This window comes from Kitasatospora sp. NPDC088351, assembly GCF_040685575.1.
Taxonomy (GTDB): domain Bacteria; phylum Actinomycetota; class Actinomycetes; order Streptomycetales; family Streptomycetaceae; genus Kitasatospora.
On the sequence record NZ_JBFBIL010000040.1, the window covers coordinates 24,995 to 43,405 of the forward strand.

General features: G+C 71.8%; 20 protein-coding genes and 1 riboswitch. Of the genes, 11 read left to right on the forward strand and 9 right to left on the reverse strand.

Annotation, left to right across the window (positions count from 1 at the left end; genetic code table 11):
• Positions 1–145: 145 nt before the first annotated feature.
• The 4 genes from AB0P06_RS25095 to AB0P06_RS25110 form a co-directional block, all read right to left on the reverse strand.
• Complete coding sequence (locus AB0P06_RS25095) at positions 146–421, reverse strand: hypothetical protein (protein ID WP_266311855.1); 276 nt, start codon at positions 419–421, stop codon at positions 146–148.
• The gene (locus tag AB0P06_RS25100) at positions 418–1,071 is read right to left on the reverse strand and encodes a hypothetical protein (RefSeq protein ID WP_266311856.1); all 654 of its coding nucleotides are present in this window, start codon (positions 1,069–1,071) and stop codon (positions 418–420) included. Before AB0P06_RS25100 ends, AB0P06_RS25095 begins: the two co-directional genes overlap by 4 nt.
• A gap of 158 nt (positions 1,072–1,229) precedes the next feature.
• Positions 1,230–1,598: a hypothetical protein gene (locus AB0P06_RS25105; protein ID WP_266311857.1), complete on the reverse strand. Its 369-nt coding sequence runs from the start codon at positions 1,596–1,598 to the stop codon at positions 1,230–1,232.
• A 972-nt stretch (positions 1,599–2,570) separates the two neighbouring features.
• On the reverse strand, positions 2,571–4,337 hold the full coding sequence (locus tag AB0P06_RS25110; RefSeq protein WP_266311858.1) for a recombinase family protein: 1,767 nt from the start codon (positions 4,335–4,337) through the stop codon (positions 2,571–2,573).
• 380 nt (positions 4,338–4,717) lie between these two features.
• Here AB0P06_RS25110 and AB0P06_RS25115 point away from each other — a divergent pair, with 380 nt between their 5' ends.
• Positions 4,718–5,785 (forward strand): hypothetical protein, encoded by a 1,068-nt coding sequence (locus AB0P06_RS25115; protein ID WP_363610969.1) that lies wholly within the window; start codon positions 4,718–4,720, stop codon positions 5,783–5,785.
• Positions 5,786–5,805: 20 nt separating this feature from the next.
• Here AB0P06_RS25115 and AB0P06_RS25120 read toward each other — a convergent pair whose 3' ends face one another.
• The 4 genes from AB0P06_RS25120 to AB0P06_RS25135 form a co-directional block, all read right to left on the reverse strand.
• Positions 5,806–6,252: a GNAT family N-acetyltransferase gene (locus tag AB0P06_RS25120; RefSeq protein ID WP_363610971.1), complete on the reverse strand. Its 447-nt coding sequence runs from the start codon at positions 6,250–6,252 to the stop codon at positions 5,806–5,808.
• Between the two features lie 36 nt (positions 6,253–6,288).
• Positions 6,289–7,068, reverse strand: coding sequence for a hypothetical protein (locus tag AB0P06_RS25125; protein ID WP_363610973.1), 780 nt, complete (start codon positions 7,066–7,068; stop codon positions 6,289–6,291).
• Between the two features lie 114 nt (positions 7,069–7,182).
• Positions 7,183–7,974, reverse strand: coding sequence for a sensor domain-containing protein (locus AB0P06_RS25130; RefSeq protein ID WP_363610975.1), 792 nt, complete (start codon positions 7,972–7,974; stop codon positions 7,183–7,185).
• Between the two features lie 112 nt (positions 7,975–8,086).
• Complete coding sequence (locus AB0P06_RS25135) at positions 8,087–8,695, reverse strand: GNAT family protein (protein ID WP_363610977.1); 609 nt, start codon at positions 8,693–8,695, stop codon at positions 8,087–8,089.
• 62 nt (positions 8,696–8,757) lie between these two features.
• On the opposite strand from AB0P06_RS25135, the gene AB0P06_RS25140 reads away from it, so the two are divergent.
• Positions 8,758–9,633: a hypothetical protein gene (locus AB0P06_RS25140; protein WP_363610979.1), complete on the forward strand. Its 876-nt coding sequence runs from the start codon at positions 8,758–8,760 to the stop codon at positions 9,631–9,633.
• Positions 9,634–9,698: 65 nt separating this feature from the next.
• Here AB0P06_RS25140 and AB0P06_RS25145 read toward each other — a convergent pair whose 3' ends face one another.
• Positions 9,699–10,559 (reverse strand): M23 family metallopeptidase, encoded by an 861-nt coding sequence (locus AB0P06_RS25145; protein ID WP_363610981.1) that lies wholly within the window; start codon positions 10,557–10,559, stop codon positions 9,699–9,701.
• Positions 10,560–10,571: 12 nt separating this feature from the next.
• A riboswitch (cyclic di-AMP (ydaO/yuaA leader) is annotated at positions 10,572–10,730 on the reverse strand.
• A 245-nt stretch (positions 10,731–10,975) separates the two neighbouring features.
• Here AB0P06_RS25145 and AB0P06_RS25150 point away from each other — a divergent pair.
• From AB0P06_RS25150 to AB0P06_RS25190, 9 genes are all read left to right on the forward strand, one after another.
• Positions 10,976–11,266 carry a YiaA/YiaB family inner membrane protein gene (locus tag AB0P06_RS25150; protein ID WP_363610983.1) on the forward strand — a complete coding sequence of 97 codons (291 nt, stop codon included), beginning with the start codon at positions 10,976–10,978 and terminating at the stop codon, positions 11,264–11,266.
• 133 nt (positions 11,267–11,399) lie between these two features.
• Complete coding sequence (locus AB0P06_RS25155) at positions 11,400–12,227, forward strand: alpha/beta hydrolase (RefSeq protein ID WP_363610985.1); 828 nt, start codon at positions 11,400–11,402, stop codon at positions 12,225–12,227.
• A 59-nt stretch (positions 12,228–12,286) separates the two neighbouring features.
• A complete protein-coding gene (locus tag AB0P06_RS25160; RefSeq protein ID WP_363610987.1) occupies positions 12,287–12,856 on the forward strand; it encodes a TetR-like C-terminal domain-containing protein in 570 nt (189 codons plus the stop codon).
• 283 nt (positions 12,857–13,139) lie between these two features.
• The gene (locus tag AB0P06_RS25165; protein ID WP_363611065.1) at positions 13,140–14,459 is read left to right on the forward strand and encodes a sensor histidine kinase; all 1,320 of its coding nucleotides are present in this window, start codon (positions 13,140–13,142) and stop codon (positions 14,457–14,459) included.
• Positions 14,443–14,856, forward strand: a complete 414-nt coding sequence (locus AB0P06_RS25170; RefSeq protein ID WP_363610989.1) for a roadblock/LC7 domain-containing protein — start codon at positions 14,443–14,445, stop codon at positions 14,854–14,856. Before AB0P06_RS25165 ends, AB0P06_RS25170 begins: the two co-directional genes overlap by 17 nt.
• On the forward strand, positions 14,853–15,200 hold the full coding sequence (locus AB0P06_RS25175) for a DUF742 domain-containing protein (RefSeq protein WP_363610991.1): 348 nt from the start codon (positions 14,853–14,855) through the stop codon (positions 15,198–15,200). The genes AB0P06_RS25170 and AB0P06_RS25175 overlap by 4 nt, the downstream gene beginning before the upstream one ends.
• Positions 15,178–15,804, forward strand: a complete 627-nt coding sequence (locus tag AB0P06_RS25180; RefSeq protein WP_363610993.1) for an ATP/GTP-binding protein — start codon at positions 15,178–15,180, stop codon at positions 15,802–15,804. Before AB0P06_RS25175 ends, AB0P06_RS25180 begins: the two co-directional genes overlap by 23 nt.
• The gene (locus tag AB0P06_RS25185; RefSeq protein ID WP_363610995.1) at positions 15,801–17,285 is read left to right on the forward strand and encodes a cytochrome P450; all 1,485 of its coding nucleotides are present in this window, start codon (positions 15,801–15,803) and stop codon (positions 17,283–17,285) included. The genes AB0P06_RS25180 and AB0P06_RS25185 overlap by 4 nt, the downstream gene beginning before the upstream one ends.
• Positions 17,249–18,355 (forward strand): cytochrome P450, encoded by a 1,107-nt coding sequence (locus AB0P06_RS25190; protein WP_363610997.1) that lies wholly within the window; start codon positions 17,249–17,251, stop codon positions 18,353–18,355. Before AB0P06_RS25185 ends, AB0P06_RS25190 begins: the two co-directional genes overlap by 37 nt.
• Positions 18,356–18,411: the final 56 nt, after the last annotated feature.

An 18,411-nucleotide genomic window follows, 5' to 3' on the forward strand; every position in this document is an offset into this window, starting at 1 on the left:
AGCAAAACTCCTTATCGCCCAGCGAGCGCGAGGGATAGGGCAGCTCACTCGAAAGTCCCAGACCCGTAGCCAGGCCGGAAGCTGCTAAGACACTGCGGGGAAGGGACCCTGGGGAGGGGGTCATACCCCAGGGGGTGCACCCCTGCTAACGGCGCACCAATTCAAAATGCGTCGGCTCCAGACAGCGTGAGTCCCGACAAGTTCGACGCAGCTCTTCATTGGCCGCAATCTGCCGATTAAGAGCCCGATATATCACACGATGGGCAAGTTCCTTCTTTGTATGGCCGCGCACGCCGTATCGCACCACTGCCCGACCGCTCCGGTCCAGCATTTCCGAAATGAGGCATCCGGTTTCGGCGCTGCGGATCACGCGACTCAGCGCCTTGAATGCAATATCGCGATTGGTCAGAACGTAGCTCATCGATTCCACGGTTCCATATCGTTAACAGGAGAGGACGGGCCGGCCGCCGGGTCCCATGCCGATTCGGGGTCGGCATTCGAGTCCAGTCGGCCGGGAAGTCCACCGAAATAGCTGCCGCTGTATTCCAGCCGGTCAGTCACAATTCGGTCCAGGGCAATACGGTCCGCACGCCAATTGATACCCCCGCGCGGCGCCATGTGCTGCCACTGGTGCTCGTTCGCGTTCCACGGATTGCCCAGGTCCCCGTCAAGGTCCTCCACGGTGTCCGCAAGAGTCGTCAACTCATCCATGAGACAAGCCAGTTGAGTTGCTACGACTACGGCGGCAGCGCGCTTCTCCTCGGCCAGGCCGGTCACGTCAGAGCGCCACTCAGCACGCACGGAGACGGCTGCAGCACGAATCTCCGAAGCAGCCTCGGCTGCAAGCTCATAGGCGGCTATTTGGACGCGCTGAGCCTCCGCAAGGCGAGCCTCCAACGGGCCCCGGTTGGTCGGCTTGGGAAGCGGCTTTCCCTGCGCAAGGGCCACCTTGACGGCGAGCTGATCCCTGCCCTCCACGTTGGCAAGGTCAGCCTCAGCGAAGGACACCGCGTCGTCAGATTCCGCACGCTTGCGCAGCATTTCGTCAAAGTGAGCAAGAGCGTGCTCCACGCTCTCTGGCGTGCACGTGTAGGTGTAACGCGGGACATCCCGAGACGCCTGGTCGTACAGCGAATTAAGGCGAGCAGATCGGGCATCGGGGGCAACGTAAGACATTGATCACATTCCTGGTCGGCGAGAATTTGGCATGATTGGATTTGGCGTCAGGCCTAGCTAGCCATTCGGCGCTGAAGGATTCGGGCGGCAAGCTTCACCGGGTCGATTTCTCCGCTATCAGGATTGGGCTCGGAAGCGCCTCCGCCCTTTACCAGCGAGCTAGGCTGAGTTCGGAGACTGGAGCGAAAGTGTGCCGCGAGATTCTGAGCGTCAGCCGTGATTTCCTCAGCAGTTGATCCGCTGAGTCGGTCGCGCAGGGGCTCGGGAATGGAGAACTTGGCACCGATCTGCTGCCGCAGTACGGACAGATCAGTGGCCGACTGCGGGCGCTCACTTCCTTGCTTGGCGCTGGCGGCGCCCTCCGTCTCGATCTCAGCACGGGCGCTGTTGATGTGCTTGACGATTTCGGACCGTCGGTCCATTGGTCAGCTCCTAGGTCGGATGTAGAAACAAAAATGGCCCCGCATCACGGGCGCTGCACATCCATCGGCCTCCGACATGACCGTTGGGTAAGCAGCACCCGCAACACGGGGCCTACCGACAGGAGACGAATCCCTATCGGCGAAGGTCCGACGGGACGACAGCGGGGCCGCCTCGCCGGGGCTCAGTATTCAGTTGATCAATTGTTGGGGCGTGTCGGCACGCTCCCGGGCCGTCGGTTCGCTGGGCTGACGTCAGCGCCTATCCGGCCTAGTGGTTCGGGAGGAGAACTCCCACACGGGGATCTACGGCGGCCCGTTAATGGGATATACGCGGAGCAGCTAACACGGCTGTCCATGGCCTGCCGGCGTGCACGGGACCTATGAGGGGACGGGAGCGGCGCCGTCGCCCCTGTGAGCCCGAGGGGCGCCCGTACCGGCCAGGGGGTCGGGCAGCGGGCGGCCATGGTCGGCACCATGTAGTTCCGTGCAGCCAGCGCAGAGCGGAACCCGTTCTGCGCTGCACGAATGTAGAAATGTAGGAATGTCGAGCTTCCCGGTTTCCCCCGTAAGAAGGATCTGAATGCTCTTAGGGTGGATGTGGAGACCCCTACATTCCTACATTTCTACATTCGTGCAGGTCAGAAGACCGATAAGTGATCTTGAGGGAGCGCAATCTACATGCGGGCCGCATGGTCGGGCGCTGGCGCTAACAGGCAGCACCTTCGGGCTGCTGTGGGAAGCCCACAACGTCACGGCATGGACACTCAAGCGCACCAAGGGCCGTACCAGTTCGCCGGCTCGGAGGGACTGCACAAACGGTCGGCGCGGGCCTTCCGGCGGGCCAGGGTGGGGTGAACGGTGTCGAGTGGCTCCGGATCGCTGGAGGGCTGCCAGCGGCCCTGTGTGACCGCCTGCAAGCACAGAGAAGCCCCGCCCAATCCACGGGGGTCAGGCGGGGCTCTCGGGGATCGACTACGTGAGCTGAAGTTCTTCCGGCGCGTCCTCGGTCTCGGGTGCTGCTTCCTCGGGTTCCGGAGTCGGCAGCTTGGCCCACTCTGCGGTCACCCGCTCCGCCGAATTCGCGCCACGCCCTCGCTTCTCCGACTTGGCGACCTTGAAGGAGGTGACGAAGAAGCTCAGGAACTCGCGCTTCTCCACCACTCCCCACTTGGCCCAGAGGCTCTTTTCACCGATCGGGTCGGCGTCACCGTCCAGACCGGTCCAGGACGACGGGATGGTGATTGCCTTGGTGGTCTCGGCGTCGATTTCAGCCAGCCTCTTCTTACAACCTGCCTCATGTGCCTGGTACTTGGTGAGGGTGTCCTTGAACGCCTGCCGACCGATAGCCCCGTTGTACAAGCCCTCGGAGCGGTCGGTGTAGAGCTGAGTCATGGACTCCTGAACGTGTTCGAGCTGTGCGGCAGTCTCTGCGCGTTCCTCTTCGAGGCCGGTCACGTCCCGCTGGCGTGCGAAACGGATCGCAGCGGCGGTAAGCCACTCCCGGTCCTCCTCATCCTCAAGGTTCGCGTTCTGGAGTCGGGCCCAGACCGAGCGGGCCACGGCGTCGTCAGCCGCCTCTGCCCGGATGGTGAGTCCGTGGGAGTTCAGACGGTTCGTCGGCCGGGGGCATGTGTATCGCGCCTGGCCATCTTCGTAGATCATGTTCGCGTTGCAGATTCCGCACCGAAGAACACCCCAGCCGCCCAACAGCGTCCGGTCGTTCTCCGGGTTGCGGGGCCGGATGCTCGCTCGGGAACGGCCCTTGAGAACGTCCTGAAGCTGGTACCACCTGATCGGCTCCATGAGCCCCTTGTGGGCTGCCATCGGAGCCCCGGTCTTGTCCCGCATGATCTCCCTGCGGCGACGCTTTCCATCGGGGTCCGTGACCCACTCGGCAGCGAAGCCACCAAGGGCGGGGTGGCGCAGCAAGGTGTTCAAGGTGCCCACATCCCAGAGCGGCGGGCAGTCAGGGTCGGCCGGTGTGATGTTGCTGCGTGACCGGCCCGACCGCTTCCGCCCGGCGGCCAGCGCCAGCGCTCCGGGGGACGGCTCCCCCTTCTCATTGAGGCTCTGCACGATGCCTGACACCGTCTCGCCGTCCATGACCCGATCAACGATCTTGAGAACGGTCGGGGCCGTCTCGGGGTCCGGAACGAGCTGGGAGCGGACCAGCTTCCCTTCCTTGACCCGCTCAGTCTTCATGCCGAACGGCGGGCGTCCGGACACGTGGCCACCGATGGCCTTCAGCTCAGCCTTGGCCTCGGATATGTGCGCAGACTTCAACTCCGACTCCTGCTGAGCCAGCGCAGCGATGAGGGCGAACACCGCCACCCCGATGGGGTGCGTGGTGTCAAGGAACGGCTCCTCAACAGAGACCAGACGAACGCCGTGCTGCATGAACACGTCGTTGATCCGCATCGCCTCCATGGCGCCCTGGCGGGTCAGCCGGGCCAGAGAGAAGACGACCACCACGTCTACTTCACCCGCGCGCACCGCCGCCATCATGGCGTCGAACCCGGCCCGTTCGGTGTCGGGGTCCCATCCGGACTTACCGATGTCCTGGAAGACGCGACCGGTCTTCCAGCCCTTGCCGTCGGCCAGGGCCGTGCCTCGGGCGACCTGGGATTCGGTGGAGGTCTCCGACTCGTCAACGCGCCGCTTCGACTGGCGGGCGTAGATCACTGCGCGAACGGACTCAAGCTCTGCTGGCCGGACGTTCCGGCTTACGTACGGTGTCATAGTGCGCAGCATCCTATGAACATGAGTACCGTCAGGATGTGTGAGGTGGCTGCTCGCTAGAGCCGCCCCTGCCTGCGCAGGGTGGGGCCCCAGGCCTCCGGCAGGCGAAATCCCAAGCAGTCACCCGGCCCGTGGGCTCACCGGAACATCCCCGGTGCCTCGGCGCCCGGCCCGTCACACGGCCCGGCGCGGAGGAGCAGCCCACGGGCCGTCCGCGTTCCCGGAGCGTCTCCCGAGGCGTTTCCGGCCGTGCGCCCGTCGCACCGTCCGCGTTCCCGTCCCCCCGCCACGGCGCTAGAGTCGGCCCGGATTCCGGGGCGGGTCGGTACGCACACAGGGGGTAGGCGATGGCGCGGACGCGACGGGGCGGAAGTGCGGCGATGCTGCGCACGGCACAGCGGACCGCGGCCGGAACGCTGCTCGGGGTGGGGGTGCTCGGGCTGCTGCTGTTCTCGCTCGGCCGGGAGCAGGCCTGGCAGGCGCTCGGCGGCGGACTGGTGATCTCCGGCGCCTCGGCGGTGCTCGGCGGCGCGCTGGGCTTCCTGTTCGGGGTACCCCGGGTGCGGGGCGGGACCGGAGCGGGCGAGCCGCAGGGCTCCTACGCGCCGAACACCAATCTGGAGCAGGTCTCGGACTGGCTGACCAAGGTGCTGCTCGGCGTCGGGCTGACCCAGCTGGGCTCGCTCGGCGAGCGGCTGCACCAGGTCGGTACGGCGCTGGCGCCCGCGCTGGGCGGCGAGCAGGGCGCGGTGCCGTTCGCGGCGGCGCTGGTCCTGTACTTCCTGGTGCTCGGCTTCCTGGCCGGCTGGCTGGTGACGCGGTTGACGCTGCCGCAGGTGCTCTCCGACGCCGATCAGGCGCTGGACCTCTTCCTGGCCGGCCAGGACCGGGACCGCCGGGGCGACAAGGTCGGCGCGGACGATCTGCGGGTACGGGCGATGCAGCACCTGGGGCTGCTGGGCGGCAGCGCGGACCAGGGCGACCGGCTGAACCGGCAGCTGCCGGCCGGCGCGGCGGCCGGGCCGGAGAACGTGGTGGCCGAGGTCCGCTCGACGGCGCGGCGCTCGGCGCTGACGGCGGACCAGGTGCGGGAGCTGTTCGCGGACGGCTCCGAGGCCCAGCGGCTGCAGGCCCTGGCGCTGATGCAGGGCGACCCCGCGCTGGCCGACCTGCCGAGCGTGCTGGACGCGATCGAGCGGCCGCGCTCCGGTTTCGAGCAGTACCACGCGCTGCTGGCGGCCCGCGGCCTGCTCTCCCGGCTGCCCGCCGCCGGGGCACAGCGGCTGCGCGACGCGGTGGCCGGGCGGCTGGTGGCACCGGACGGCATCCCGTACGGGTCGGACCGCAGCTGGCTGGCGGAGAAGATACTGTCCCGCCTGGAGTCCGCGGTGTTCCTCCCCCAGCAGGCCGGCCCGGCGGAGCGGTCGCGGGCCCGGCAGGATCCGTAGCGGACGCCGCCGGACGGTGATCAGACGGTGAAGCGCAGTTCGGGGCGGTCCCAGCCGATCGGGGGGCGGGCGGGGAAGGTGCCGACGCGTTCGGCGCCCATCCTTCGGTAGAACTGCTCGGCGGGCGGGTGGGAGACCACGCGGACGCCGGTCACGCCCGCCTCCCGGGCGCGGCCGAGCATGTGCCCGATGAGCGCCCGCCCGATGCCGAGGCCCTGCGCCTCGTCGGCGACGAACATCAGGTCCAGCTCCGGCGGGTCGAGGATCAGTGCGTAGAAGCCGAGCAGCCGGTCGCCCTGGGCGCCCGCGGCGAGGAAGACCTCGTGCTGGGCGAGGTACTCGGGCGTCACCCGGTAGCCGGCGATCATCGCGGCGTACTCGCCGTGATAGGTGCTGGAGGCCTGGATCAGCCCGGTGAGCCGCTCGGCGTCCGCCGCCCCGGCCCGCTTGATCATCGTCTCGGTCATGGCGATGAGTATAGGACCGAAGGCCACTACTGACCATTACCTTCCCTGGTCACGGCGCCTGCGGTGATCTGCCGCCCGCAGGACGAGGACACGCCGGGTGAGGCCGTCCCCGGGGCGCGGGAAGCGGTCGATCTCACTGCTGATCCGGCGCTCGCCGAGGGCGTGGCGCAGGGCGTCGAGGTGGGGGCAGCGGCGGCCGCGGCCGTCGTGCAGGGGGTGGACCCGGACTTCGCCGTCGGGCGCGGTCACCCGGACCAGTTCGGTCAGCGCGGCCACCTGCCGAGCGGGGCCGAAGCGTTCGGGGTAGGCGAAGAGCAGGTACCCGCTGAGGGTGAGGGCGAAGGTGCCGTCCGTGAAGGGCAGCCGGGGCAGTTCGGCGGCCACGTACTGCTGCGGGTGGGCGGCGGCGTCGGCGGTGAACAGCCGGCAGGCCCGGTCCCAGCTGCGCAGATAGCGGTCGTACGGGCGGTGGAGCGGCCTCGGGTACAGCTCGGGGCGGGCGGCCATCGCGGCGGCCATCGACGCCCGGGCGGCCCGGGCGGCCGCCGCGACCTCGGGGCCGGGCCGGGCGTACGCCGGGTCGGCGGCGATCACCCGGCAGCCCAGCCCGCGAGCCTCGGCGGCCAGACCGGAGGCGCCACCGGGGCAGTCGAGCAGCGGCCCGGGGAGGGCGGCGAGCCGGGCTCGGGTGAGGCCGAAGAGCCCGCAGTACTCGTCCAGCGGGCGGGAGGTGATCAGGATTCCGGCGGCGGCGGGGTCGGTGGACCTCCGCGGGTCGGCGAGGTCGGCCGGGTCGGGGAGCTCGGCGGCGGCCACCCGGCCATCCGAACACGGCCCGGCCCCGTCCGCATCCGGGGGACCGGGCACGAACGGGGCCGGGCGGCTCCGGGGTGGCGGCAGCGGGCCGGGCGGCCTGCCGGCGAGGCGGGCTCAGCGGCCGAGCAGGCCCCGGACGGCGAGCCGGTTGACGTTGGTCAGGCCGCGCACCAGCTGCGGGGTGAGGAAGACGAACAGCAGCCCGAGCAGCGAGACCCCGGCGATCTGCAGCGGCGACTGGACGTAGTAGACGTGCTCGACGCCGTGGCTGTCGTAGAAGTTGAAAAGCCGGTAGCCGGGCCAGTCGGTGTAGGTCGGGAAGACCCAGTGGTAGAGCGGGTAGAGCGTCAGGGACCAGCCGACCAGCAGGAACACCAGCGACATCGTGAAGCTGAAGACCGCCCACGGCAGCATCACCACCTGGTACAGCACGGCCTTCCACCCGGCCGCGTCCGCCAGCCGCGCGGTGACGGCGCCCCAGCTGCCCGGCCGGGCACGCCGCACCGGCGCCGGGCCCGGCACGTCCAGGGCCAGCATGCTGAGCGTCCGGGCCCGCTCCAGCCGGCCGAAGCCGCGGGCGCCGCTGGTCAGCGCGGCCAGCACCGGCAGGCCGAGGACGGTGACGAAGGTTCCCAGGCCCAGGGCGAAGAGCGTGACGGCGAAGGCGAAGCCCACGATGGCGACCGGCAGTCCGCTGAGCGTGAAGCCGATCTCCTTGTAGGTGTAGGAGGAGAACGGCGCCCGCCAGACGTACGGCGGCTCCTCGGTCCGGCGGGCCCGGGCGGGCCGGTGCTTCGGGTCGGCCTCGTCGGTGCCGTAGGTCCCGTAGGCGTCGCCGGAACCGTGGGAGTCGCGGCTGTCCTCGCGGTCGTACGCACCGCGCTGCATGCTGTGGCTGCTGCTCATGGCCGGGCCTCGGTCCTCGGTTCTGTGGTGGGGGCGTGTCCTGCTGACTCCTCAACCCTGTCAAAGCGCGGGCCCGGTGGACATCCGGCCCCCCGCCGAACAAGGGGTGGGGTTAACCCCCCGCCCGCTGCCCCGCCCCGGTCCCGGCCCCCGCCCACTCGTCCGCCAGCAGGGAGTACTGGAAGGAGTCGTACCAGGTGTCCCGCAGGTGGAGGTCGTGCCGGATCCGGCCCTCCAGCTGGAACCCGGCCCGGGTGAGCACCCGGCTGGAGGCGGTGTTGTCGACGTCGACCCGGGCGGCCAGCCGGTGCACGCCGAGCGTCCCGAACGCGAGGTCGCAGAGCAGCCCGGTGATCTCGCCCGCGTAGCCGTGGCCCCAGGTGTCGGGGCGCAGCGCGTAGCCGAGGACGGCGGAGCGGTGCTCCCCGAGGGTGAGGGCGGCGCTGCCGATCGGGGCGCCCTCGTCGGCGGGGTCGGCGGAGTCGGTGCCGTCCGCGCGCAGGGTGACGGCGAGCCGGTAGACCGTGCGTTCGTCCCGCAGGGCCTCCTCCAGGTACTGCGCCACCTGATCGGCACAGCTCTCCCGGTCGTACGGTCCGAAGGGGAGGTGGCGGGTGGCGACCGGGTCGCCGAAGACGGCGTACAGCGCGTCGATGTCGCCCGGGGTGTGGTGGAACTCGCGAATGGCCAGCCGGGGGCCGGTGAGTCGTACGGGGACCATGTCCGTCGACCCTACTCCGGCCCGGTCCGTCCGGTGGGCGGCCAGCGGCTACCGTCGAGGCTATGGAAGACGAAGACCTGCGGCTCGCCCCGCGCACCAAGGCCGCCGAACTGCTCGCCTGGGCGGAGGCGGAGGGCCGCGCGCCGGTGGCCGAGGAGCCGCTGCGGACGGTGCTGGCGCTGCTGGAGCTGGGCGAGGGCAGGATGCACGACGGCTGGCCGGAGCTGACCTCGAACGCCGTGGAGCAGTTGCTCGTCGAGCGGCTCTACCTGTACGTCCAGCCCGCGCCGGAGGAGGATCCGCTGGCGTACGGCGAGGCGGTGCGGCTGCTGATCGACCGCCAGCGGGCGGCGAAGCGGCTGAACGCCAAGCGGCAGGAGCGGCTGCACGCGGAGGCCGAGTGGCAGGGCGAGGTGGCGGCCGGCCTGCTGCGGCGGGCGGACCTGGTGACCTGGCCCCGGCTGTACACGCTGCTGCTGCACGCCTACGGGGTGGACGTCGCGGACGAGGCGGCGGTGCGGGCCTGGCTGGAGGGGTTCCGGGAGCTGGCGGAGGAGGACCGGCTGGCCGCGTTCGCGGCGCTGGAGCCGGCCGGCTGGGTGGACGAGACGGCCGGTGAGGGCTGGGGCCCGGCCCGGGTGCTCACGGTCGGGATGGCCACCGACGGCGCCCGGCGGCTGCTGGAGCAGGGCCTGATGCGGCGCAGCTACCGCAACCTGGCGGAGCTGACCGCGCTCGGCCGGCCGATGCCGGACGAGCTGACCGGGGACTTCGGGGCGTTCGAGGAGGCGGCCGCCGAGGCGGCGCTGGAGCTGGCCGGCCGGTGGACGGTGCCGGGGCTGCCGCGGCTGCTGGTGGCGGAGTTCCCGGACCTGGCGCCGGAGCCGGGGCAGGAGGAGATCGACGCGTACCTGGCCGGGCTGCCCGACGGGGCCTGAGCCCTCCGGGTCCTGGAACGCGGAGGTGCCCCGGCCGCTGCTCGGACCGGGGCACCTCCGGGGCGTCAGGGGGTGATGCCGCGCTGCTCGAACCAGGTCTCCGGGTCGACCGGGGCACCGCCGCCGGGGCGGACCTCCAGGTGCAGGTGCGGGCCGGTGACGTTGCCGGTGGCGCCGACCTTGCCGATCTGCTGGCCGGGGACGACCTTGCCGGTGCCCTTGATGATCGAGGAGAGGTGGCAGTACCAGATCTCGGTGCCGTCGGGCAGCGTCTCGACGATCCGGTAGCCGTACGAGCCGGACCAGCCGGCCGAGGTGATGGTGCCCTGGCCGACGGCGTAGACCGGGGTACCGGTGGAGGCCGCGAAGTCCAGGCCGGTGTGCAGGTGGGCCCAGTAGGAGGCGCTCTGGCCGTAGTGGGCGGAGAGGTTGTAGTCGCGCACCGGCAGGTTGATGGCGGCGAGCTTGGCCCTCTCGGCCTCCTCGGCGGCCCGCTTGGCCTCCGCCTGCTGGGCGGCGCGCTTGGCCTCGGCCTCCTGGGCGGCCTGGACGCGGGCGTTCTCCTCGGCGGCGGTGCGCTGGCTGTCGGCCTGCTGCTGGATGCGGGCGGCGAGCGCGAGGCCGGGGTCGGCGGAGAGGGCGACCGGGGTCTCGTCCGGGGCCTCGATGGCCGGCGCGGCGGCCGGGGTGGCGGAGGCGAAGCCGGTGGCGCCGAGGGTGGCGGCCACGGCGGTGACGCCGAGCAGTGGAGCGGTGCCGCGGGCCTGGCGCGGCATCCGGTGCCGGTTGGCGTCGGCGGGCTGCGGGCCGGTCTCGTCCGCGGGGCCGCCGTAGCCGCCCTCGTGGGCGGCGGGCCGCGGGTGGTCGAGCAGCTGGGTGCCGGCGGCGGAGCCGGGCAGGTGTGCCGGAGAGTACGTCGACGCCACGGAGGCGCGCTCCTTTCCTTCCTTCGCGCCTACCGGGTTAGCTGACGGGTTCGGAGCAGGAAGGTCTCCTACGGCTGGGCCTGGGCCCGGCCGATTCACCCCAAGGAACGTGGTTCCCCGGCTCCCTGACCTGCCCGGGGGCGGGTCGTCGGGATTAGGCGACGGCGCACGGTGCCGTCTGGGTACGGCGTTGACAACCGCGCTGCGTTATCAAACGTTAATCCTAGGCGCCCCTGATTCCAAGCCATCCGTTCGGGACAACCGGATACAGCACGGGCACCACGCGACCCGATGGGCGTTTTGGGACGATTGACGACAACTGACACTACCGAACGTGATTGGACGTCAACGAACGACCCCCCATTTGAGTAGTTCTACTCATGTGCGTCCGCTCGGGGCGCCGCCATCCTGACGCCATGAACGCACCGATGCAGTCCCGCACCACGGCCGCGTACCACGTCCAGGCCGTGCTCTCCTTCGCCCTGTCCGCCGCCGCCCTCGCGATCGGGATCGCCTACCTCCCGGTCGGGGGGTGGACCAGGGCCTTCCTCGGACTCGGCCTGCTCTACACCGTCACCTCCTCGTTCACCCTGGCCAAGGTGGTCCGGGACAAGCAGGAGACCAGCGAGATCGTCACCCGGGTGGACCAGGCCCGGCTGGAGAAGCTGCTCAGCGAGCACGACCCGTTCAAGGTGGAAGGGATCTGAGCGGGCACCACGGAACGGGCACCTCCGAAGCCGTCGCACATCGATAGCTTGACGGCTAAGGCTATTAGCCTTAGCTTTATGGCTATCGGCAGCACCGCCGATGACACGCCCCGGCGGCCCGAGGAGACCCACGATGTCCGGCATCACCACCCCCACCACCCAGTACCTCGACGTCCCCGGCGGCCGGCTGGCCTTCGACGACACCGGGCGGGGCGACGGCACCCCGGTCGTCCTGCTCCCCGGGATGCTCGACAGCCGGGCCGCGTACCGGCACCTGCGACCGCTGCTGGTGGCCGCCGGCCGCCGGGTGATCACCATGGACCTGCGCGGCTTCGGCGAGTCCTCGATCGCCTGGGACGACTACTCGCCCGCCGCGGTCGCCACCGACGTCATCGCCCTGCTCGACCACCTCGGCATCCGGAGCGCCGTGCTGGCCGGCAACTCGTACACCGGCGCCACCGTGGTCAAGGCCGCCGGGGACGCACCCGAGCGGGTCGCCGGGATCGTCCTGCTGAACGCCTTCGTCGAGAACCCGCCGCCGAACCTGATGCAGCGCGCCGTGTTCGGCCTGATGGGCCCGCTGCTGACCTACGTCCCCGCCTCCTGGGGCCTCTACCACCGCAAGATGGCGTTCCCGACCGCCAAGCCGGCCGACTTCGACGCCTACGTGGACGGCCTGGTCGCCGCGCTGCGCACGCCCGGCCGCCGGACCGCCGTCCGGGGCCAGCTCCGCGGGGACTCGTCGCCGGTCGGCTGGACCGCCGCGGTGCGGTGCCCGGCGCTGGTCGTGATGGGCGCCAAGGACCCCGACTTCCCGAACCCGGAGCTGGTCGCCGACCGGCAGACGGCCGCGCTCGGGGCCCGCAAGGTGATGATCGAGGGCGCCGGGCACTACCCGATGGCCGACCACCCGCAGGCCACCGCCGACGCGCTGCTGCCCTTCCTCGCCGAACTCTCCTGAGCCCCGGCCCCCGCACCACACGCCCCCTGCCCCGCCCCACGAACCCCCGGAGACCGCGCATGCCCCGAGTAGGACTGACCCCCGACCAGGTCGTCGGCCACGCCCTCGCCCTCATCGACGAGCAGGGCCCCGAGGCCCTCACCCTGGCCGCCGTCGCCGGCCGGGCCGGCGTGGCCACCCCCTCGCTGTACAAGCACGTCAGCGGCGGCCTCGCCGAGCTGCGCCGGCTGGTCGCCGTCCGGGTCACCGAGGAACTGGCCGACCGCCTCGCCGAGGCCGCCCTCGGCCGCGGCGGCGGCGACGCGGTGGCCGCCGTCCTGCGGGCCTACCACGCCTACGCCACCGAGCACCCGCACCGCTACAACGCGCTGCCGCAGGCCCCCCGGCCGGACGACGACCTGACCCGGGCGGCCGGCCGGCTGGTCGGGGTGATCGTCGCGGTGCTCCGCGAGTACGGGCTGGACGGCCCCGAGGCGATCCACGCCGCCCGCACCGTCCGCTCGGTGGCCCATGGCTTCGCCTCGCTCTCCATCGGCGGTGGCTTCCAGCTCGCGGAGGACCTCTCGGTCACCCAGGACCGTCTGATCGCGGTCCTCACCAGCGGCCTCCGCGACTGGCCGAAGGCCTGACGGGGCCGTCCGCGGGGGCGGACGGCCCCGCTCCGCACCACCCCCGACCCGCCCGTTCGCACCCGCACGATGCCCCGGCCCGCGCCCAGCCCGTACCCGGCCCGCTCCCAGCCGGTCCCGTCCGACCGCCCCGCACCGCCCCGCACCGCCCGCCACCTGGCCGATCGGGCCCGAAGGACGTCTGATTGACGCCGTATTGACGGGATATTGACGAGATCCAGTCACTTGGCGAGATCCGTTCACACCTTCGTAGGATCATCACCCTAGAATTCGCGGCGTGACGATGACTCAGTGGTGTGCAACGGCAACCGGCGTAATCGCCGCCCTCGCCCTCGTGGCCGCCGCCCGCTACCGCGCGGTCTCCGCCACCCAGCGCCGCCGCGCCGACCAGCAGCGGCGCGACATCGCCCGGCTGACGGAGCGGCTCGACGCCGAACTGTCCCGGCGCGGCTCCGAACTGGCCGCCGTCCAGCAGGAGCAGGAGCTCAACGCCTCCACCCAGCGGGCCTTCCTCAGCGTGGCCCGCCGGATCCTCGTCATGGCCCACGACCAGCAGGCCCTGCTGGACGAGATGGAGCGCACCCACGACGACCCGGCGCTGCTGGAAGGCCTGCTCAAGGCGGACCACGCCGCCGCCCAACAGGCCCGGCTCGCCCAGACGCTGGCCGTCCTCTGCGGCGCCAGGGCCGGACGGCACTGGCCCGAGCCCGTCTCCCTGGAGGACGTGGTGCGCGGCGCCCAGTCGCGCATCCTGCCCTTCCAGCGGGTGGTGGTCCGCAGCCGGATCGAGACCGCCGTGGTCGGCGCCGCCGCCGAGGCGCTGATCCACGCCGTGGCCGAGCTGCTGGACAACGCCACCCGCTACTCCCCGCCCAGCACCCAGGTGTTCGTCACCCTGATGCCGGTGCACAACGGCGCCGTCGTCGAGATCGACGACGGCGGCGTCGGCATGCCCGAGCAGGCCGTCGCCAAGGCGGCCTCCGCCCTGGCCGGCGGCACCTCGCTGGAGGTCTCCCGCCTCGGCGAGGTACCGCAGTTGGGTCTCGCGGCGGTCGGCCGGCTCGCCGAGCAGTACGGCTTCCGGGTCACCCTCAGCTCGGCGCCGTCACCGTACGGCGGGGTGCGGGTGGTGGTGCTGCTGCCGAACGCGCTGCTCACCGAACCGCTGCCGCCGACCGTCCCGGGCCTGGGCCCGGACGACCGGGCGTTCACGGCCGGCCCCCGCCAGGCCGTGCCTCCCCCGTACCCGTACCCGTCCGTGCACGGCTCCGGGCACGGCTCCGTGCACCCGCTGCTGGAGACCCCGCCGGCCGGTCCGCTCCCCGAGGCCGGTCCCACCCCGCCGCCCCTGCCCCGCCGGAGCCACCGGCGCGACCGCGGCAACCGCACCGCCCAGGGCACCGCCCCCACGCCCCCGCCCACGCCTCCGTACCGCTCGGCCCGGGAGGCGCAGGCGTTCATGGCGATGTTCCAGGCCGGCACCGCCAGCGGCCGCTCGGCGGTCCGGGCCCGGGTCCAGGCCCAGGCACAGCCCGACCCTTCCCTTCCCGTTTCCCCCCGACTTCCCCAGCGCTCCGGAGAGTTCCATGACCACCACCCCTGATCTCGGCTGGCTGCTCGCCGACATCATCTCCGTCCCCGAGGTCCAGCACGCCGTCGTGGTGTCCAACGACGGCCTGGAGATCGGCCGCAGCGCGGGCATCGTGCGTGAGGACGCCGAGCGGCTCGCCGCCGCCTGCTCGGGCCTGCAGTCCCTGGCCCGCGGGGTCGCCCAGGGCTTCGGCGGCCAGGGCAGCGCCACCCGCCAGATCATCATCGAGTACGGCGGCGGGTACCTCTTCATCGTCGCCGCCGGAGCCGGCGCCCATCTGGCCGTGGTGACCGGCGAGGCCGTGGACGCCGGTCTGGTCGCCTACCAGATGCAGGTCCTGGTCGAACGGATCGGCAGCCACCTCACCAGCCCGCCGCGCGTCGACCACGCGGCGGGGGGACAGCGGTGAGCGGGCCGGTCCGGCCCTATGTGATCACCGGTGGCCGCAGCCGGCCCACCCGGGCCGCACTCGCCATCGAGAGCCTGGTCAGCGCGTTACCCGACCGACCCGAACTCCCCGAGGACGCGCTGCTCAACCGCGAGCACCAGCGCATCCTGGACCTCTGCCGCAGACTGCTCTCGGTCGCCGAGGTCGCCGCCCACCTCGCCCTGCCGCTCGGCGTCGTCAAGGTGCTGGTCGGCGACCTCTGGGACCTCGGCGCCGTCCAGGTGCTCCCACCCGTACCGCAGGCCGAACGCCTGCCCACAACCCTTCTGGAAGAGGTGCTCGTTGGCCTCCGCCAACTCCGCTGAAGCCCCGGCCGACCTGCCCGCCGAGCCGCAGTACCTGCCGTCCTCGGTCCAGGGCGCGGTGAAGATCCTGGTCACCGGCCCGTTCGGGGTGGGCAAGACCACCCTGGTCGGCTCGCTCAGTGAGATCACCCCGCTGCGCACCGAGGAGACCATGACGGCCGCCAGCAGCGGCATCGACGACCTCACCGGGCGCGGCGACAAGACCACCACCACCGTCGCCCTGGACTTCGGCCGGATCACGCTCAACGCCCGGCTCGCCCTGTACCTCTTCGGCACCCCCGGGCAGCAGCGGTTCTGGCCGCTCTGGGACGACCTGTCGCGCGGCGCGCTCGGCGCCATCGCCATGGTCGACCTGCGCCGCCCGGACGAGAGCTTCGACGTGCTCGGCCGGCTGGAGGAGCAGCGCATCCCGTTCGCGGTGGCGGTCAACACCTTCCCTGGCACGCCGAGTTACCCCGAGGACGAGCTGCGCTCCGCCCTCGACCTGCTGCCCGAGGTGCCGATCCTGTACTGCGACGCACGCGACCGGCGGGCCGCCTACGACCTGCTGATCGACTTCGTCGACCATCTGCACTCCACCGCCGTACTGGAGCTCCAGCGATGACGACTCCCGATCCCGGCAGGGCCGTTCCGGCCTCCCCCGGGCCTTCGCAGGCCGGGCCCCCGCCGGGCTGCCCGATGCACGTCGCGGGGGGCGGCGGCATCCCCGCGGGAGTCCCGCCCACCCCGTTGTACGGCGCCGCCGTCGCCGACGACCCGCACGGCCACTACTCCCGGATGCGCGCCCGGTACGGCCCGGTCGCGCCGATCGAGCTGGAGCCCGGGGTCGAGGCCTGGCTGGTGATCGGCTACGCCGAGCTGCTCGAACTCACCCGCAACGAAGCGCTGTTCTCCAAGGACTCGCGCCGCTGGAAGGTCCCCGCCGAGGGCCGGCTCGCCCCCGACTCACGGCTGCTGCCGATGACCTCGTGGCGGCCCACCCTGCTCAACCTGGACGGCGCCGAGCACCAGCGGCTGCGGGCCGCCGTCGCCGACACCCTCGCCCAGATCGACCACCGCCAGCTGCGCGAGACCACCGAGGCCGCCGCCAACGCCCTGATCGACAGCTGGGGACCGGACGGCACCGCCGACCTGATCGCCCAGTACGCCCGCCGGCTGCCGCTGCTGGTCTTCACCCAGCTGCTCGGCCTGCCCGCCGAGGCCGGCCCCCATCTCATCGAGCTGATCAGCCACTTCGTGGACAGCAGCAGGGACTCGGTGCGGGCCAACGCGGAGTTCCAGGCGCTCCTGGTCGACCTGGTCCGGCGCCGCCGCGCCACACCCGGCGCCGACCTCACCTCCTGGCTGCTGGCCCACCCGGCCGCGCTGACCGACGAGGAGGCCGTGCACCACCTGGTGGTGATCCTGGTCGCGGGCAACGAGACCGCCATCAACTGGACCGGCAACACGCTGCGGCTGCTGCTCACCGACCGCCGCTTCCGGGCCACCCTCACCGGCGGCCGGCTCACCGTCGCCGACGCGCTGGAGGAGGTGCTGTGGCGCGACCCGCCGACGCAGAACTTCCCCGGCCGGTGGGCGACCGGCGACACCGTCCTCGGCGGCCAGTACATCAGCGAGGGCGACATGCTCGTCCTCGGCCTGGCCGCGGCCAACGCCGATCCGGCCGCCCAGGGCAACGCGTCCAGCGTGCACGGCGCCCTCGGCGGCAACCGGGCCCATCTGGCGTGGGGCGCCGGCAAGCACGTCTGCCCCGCCCAGCAGCCGGCCCGGATCATCGTCGAGACCGCCGTCGAGACCCTGCTGCACCGCCTGCCGGATCTCCAGCTCGCCGTCCCCGCAGGAGAACTGTCCTGGCGGCCGTCCCCCTGGTCGCGCGCCCTGGTCAGCCTGCCGGTGCTCTACAGCGCCTTCACCCCGCCCCGCCCGCCAGCCCCCGAGAGGCCCGCATGGACACCGCCGACGACCGCCAGCCCGTCAGACTCGACCCCTTCGGACGCGACCAGCACGGCGAGAACGCCCGACTCCGGGAAGCCGGCCCGGCGGTCCTGGTGGAACTCCCTGGCGGGGTGGTGGTCTGGGCGATAACCCACCACGACACCCTCCAGGAACTGCTCGCCGACCCGCGCGTCGGCAAGAACCCGCAGCTCTGGAGCACCTTCACCGAGAACCGCCTGCCCCAGGGCTGGCCACTGCTGAACTTCGTCACCGTGCCGGGCATGGTCACCGCCGACGGCGAGGACCACCGGCGGCTGCGCGGCCTGGTCAGCCAGGCGTTCACCCCGCGCCGGATCGCCGAGCTCCAGCCCGCCGTCGAGGCCAGGACCACCGCGCTGCTCGACCAGGTCGCCCTTCTGGAAGGCGACTTCGACCTGCGCGAGCACTTCGCCTACCCGCTGCCGATGCAGGTCATCGGCGAGCTGCTGGGCCTGCCGCCGAAGCAGCAGGACGAGCTGCACGAGCTGTCCGACACCATGGTCTCCAGCTCGGCGACCCCCGCCGCCGCCGTCGCCGCCCAGCAGGGCCTCCAGGCGCTGCTCGCCGGGCTGGTCGAGGCCAAGCGCGCCCGGCCCGGCGACGACCTCACCACCGACCTGATCGCCGCCCGGGAGTCCGACGACCGGCTCAGCGAGCGCGAGCTGGTGGGCACCCTGCTGCTGATGCTGGTGGCCGGGCACGAGACCACGCTCAACCTGATCACCAACGCCGTCCGCGCCCTGCTCGCCAACCCCGAGCAGCTGCGGCTGGTGCTGGACGGCGAGCAGCCCTGGTCCGCGGTGGTCGAGGAGACGCTGCGGTACGACTCGCCGGTCGGGCAGTTCCCGCTGCGCTACGCGATCGAGGACATCGTCGTCGGCGACGTGGTGATCCGGCGCGGCGAGGCGCTGCTCGCCTCGTACGCGGCCGCCGGCCGGGACGCCGGGCACTACGAGGACGCCGACCGCTTCGACATCACCCGGCAGCCGAACCGGCACCTCTCGCTCGGCCACGGTCCGCACTTCTGCCTCGGTTCGGGCCTCGCCCGGCTGGAGGCGGAGACCGCGCTGCGGTCGCTGTTCGGCCGTTTCCCCGGGCTGGCCCTGGTGGAGGGGACGGCGCCGGAGCCCATCGGCTCGTTCGTCAGCAACAGTGTGCGGACGCTGCGCGTCACGGTCTGAGCCGTCGGAGCCGGCCGAGCCGCCCGCACCGGGCGACCGGCGTGCGCCCGGGTGCC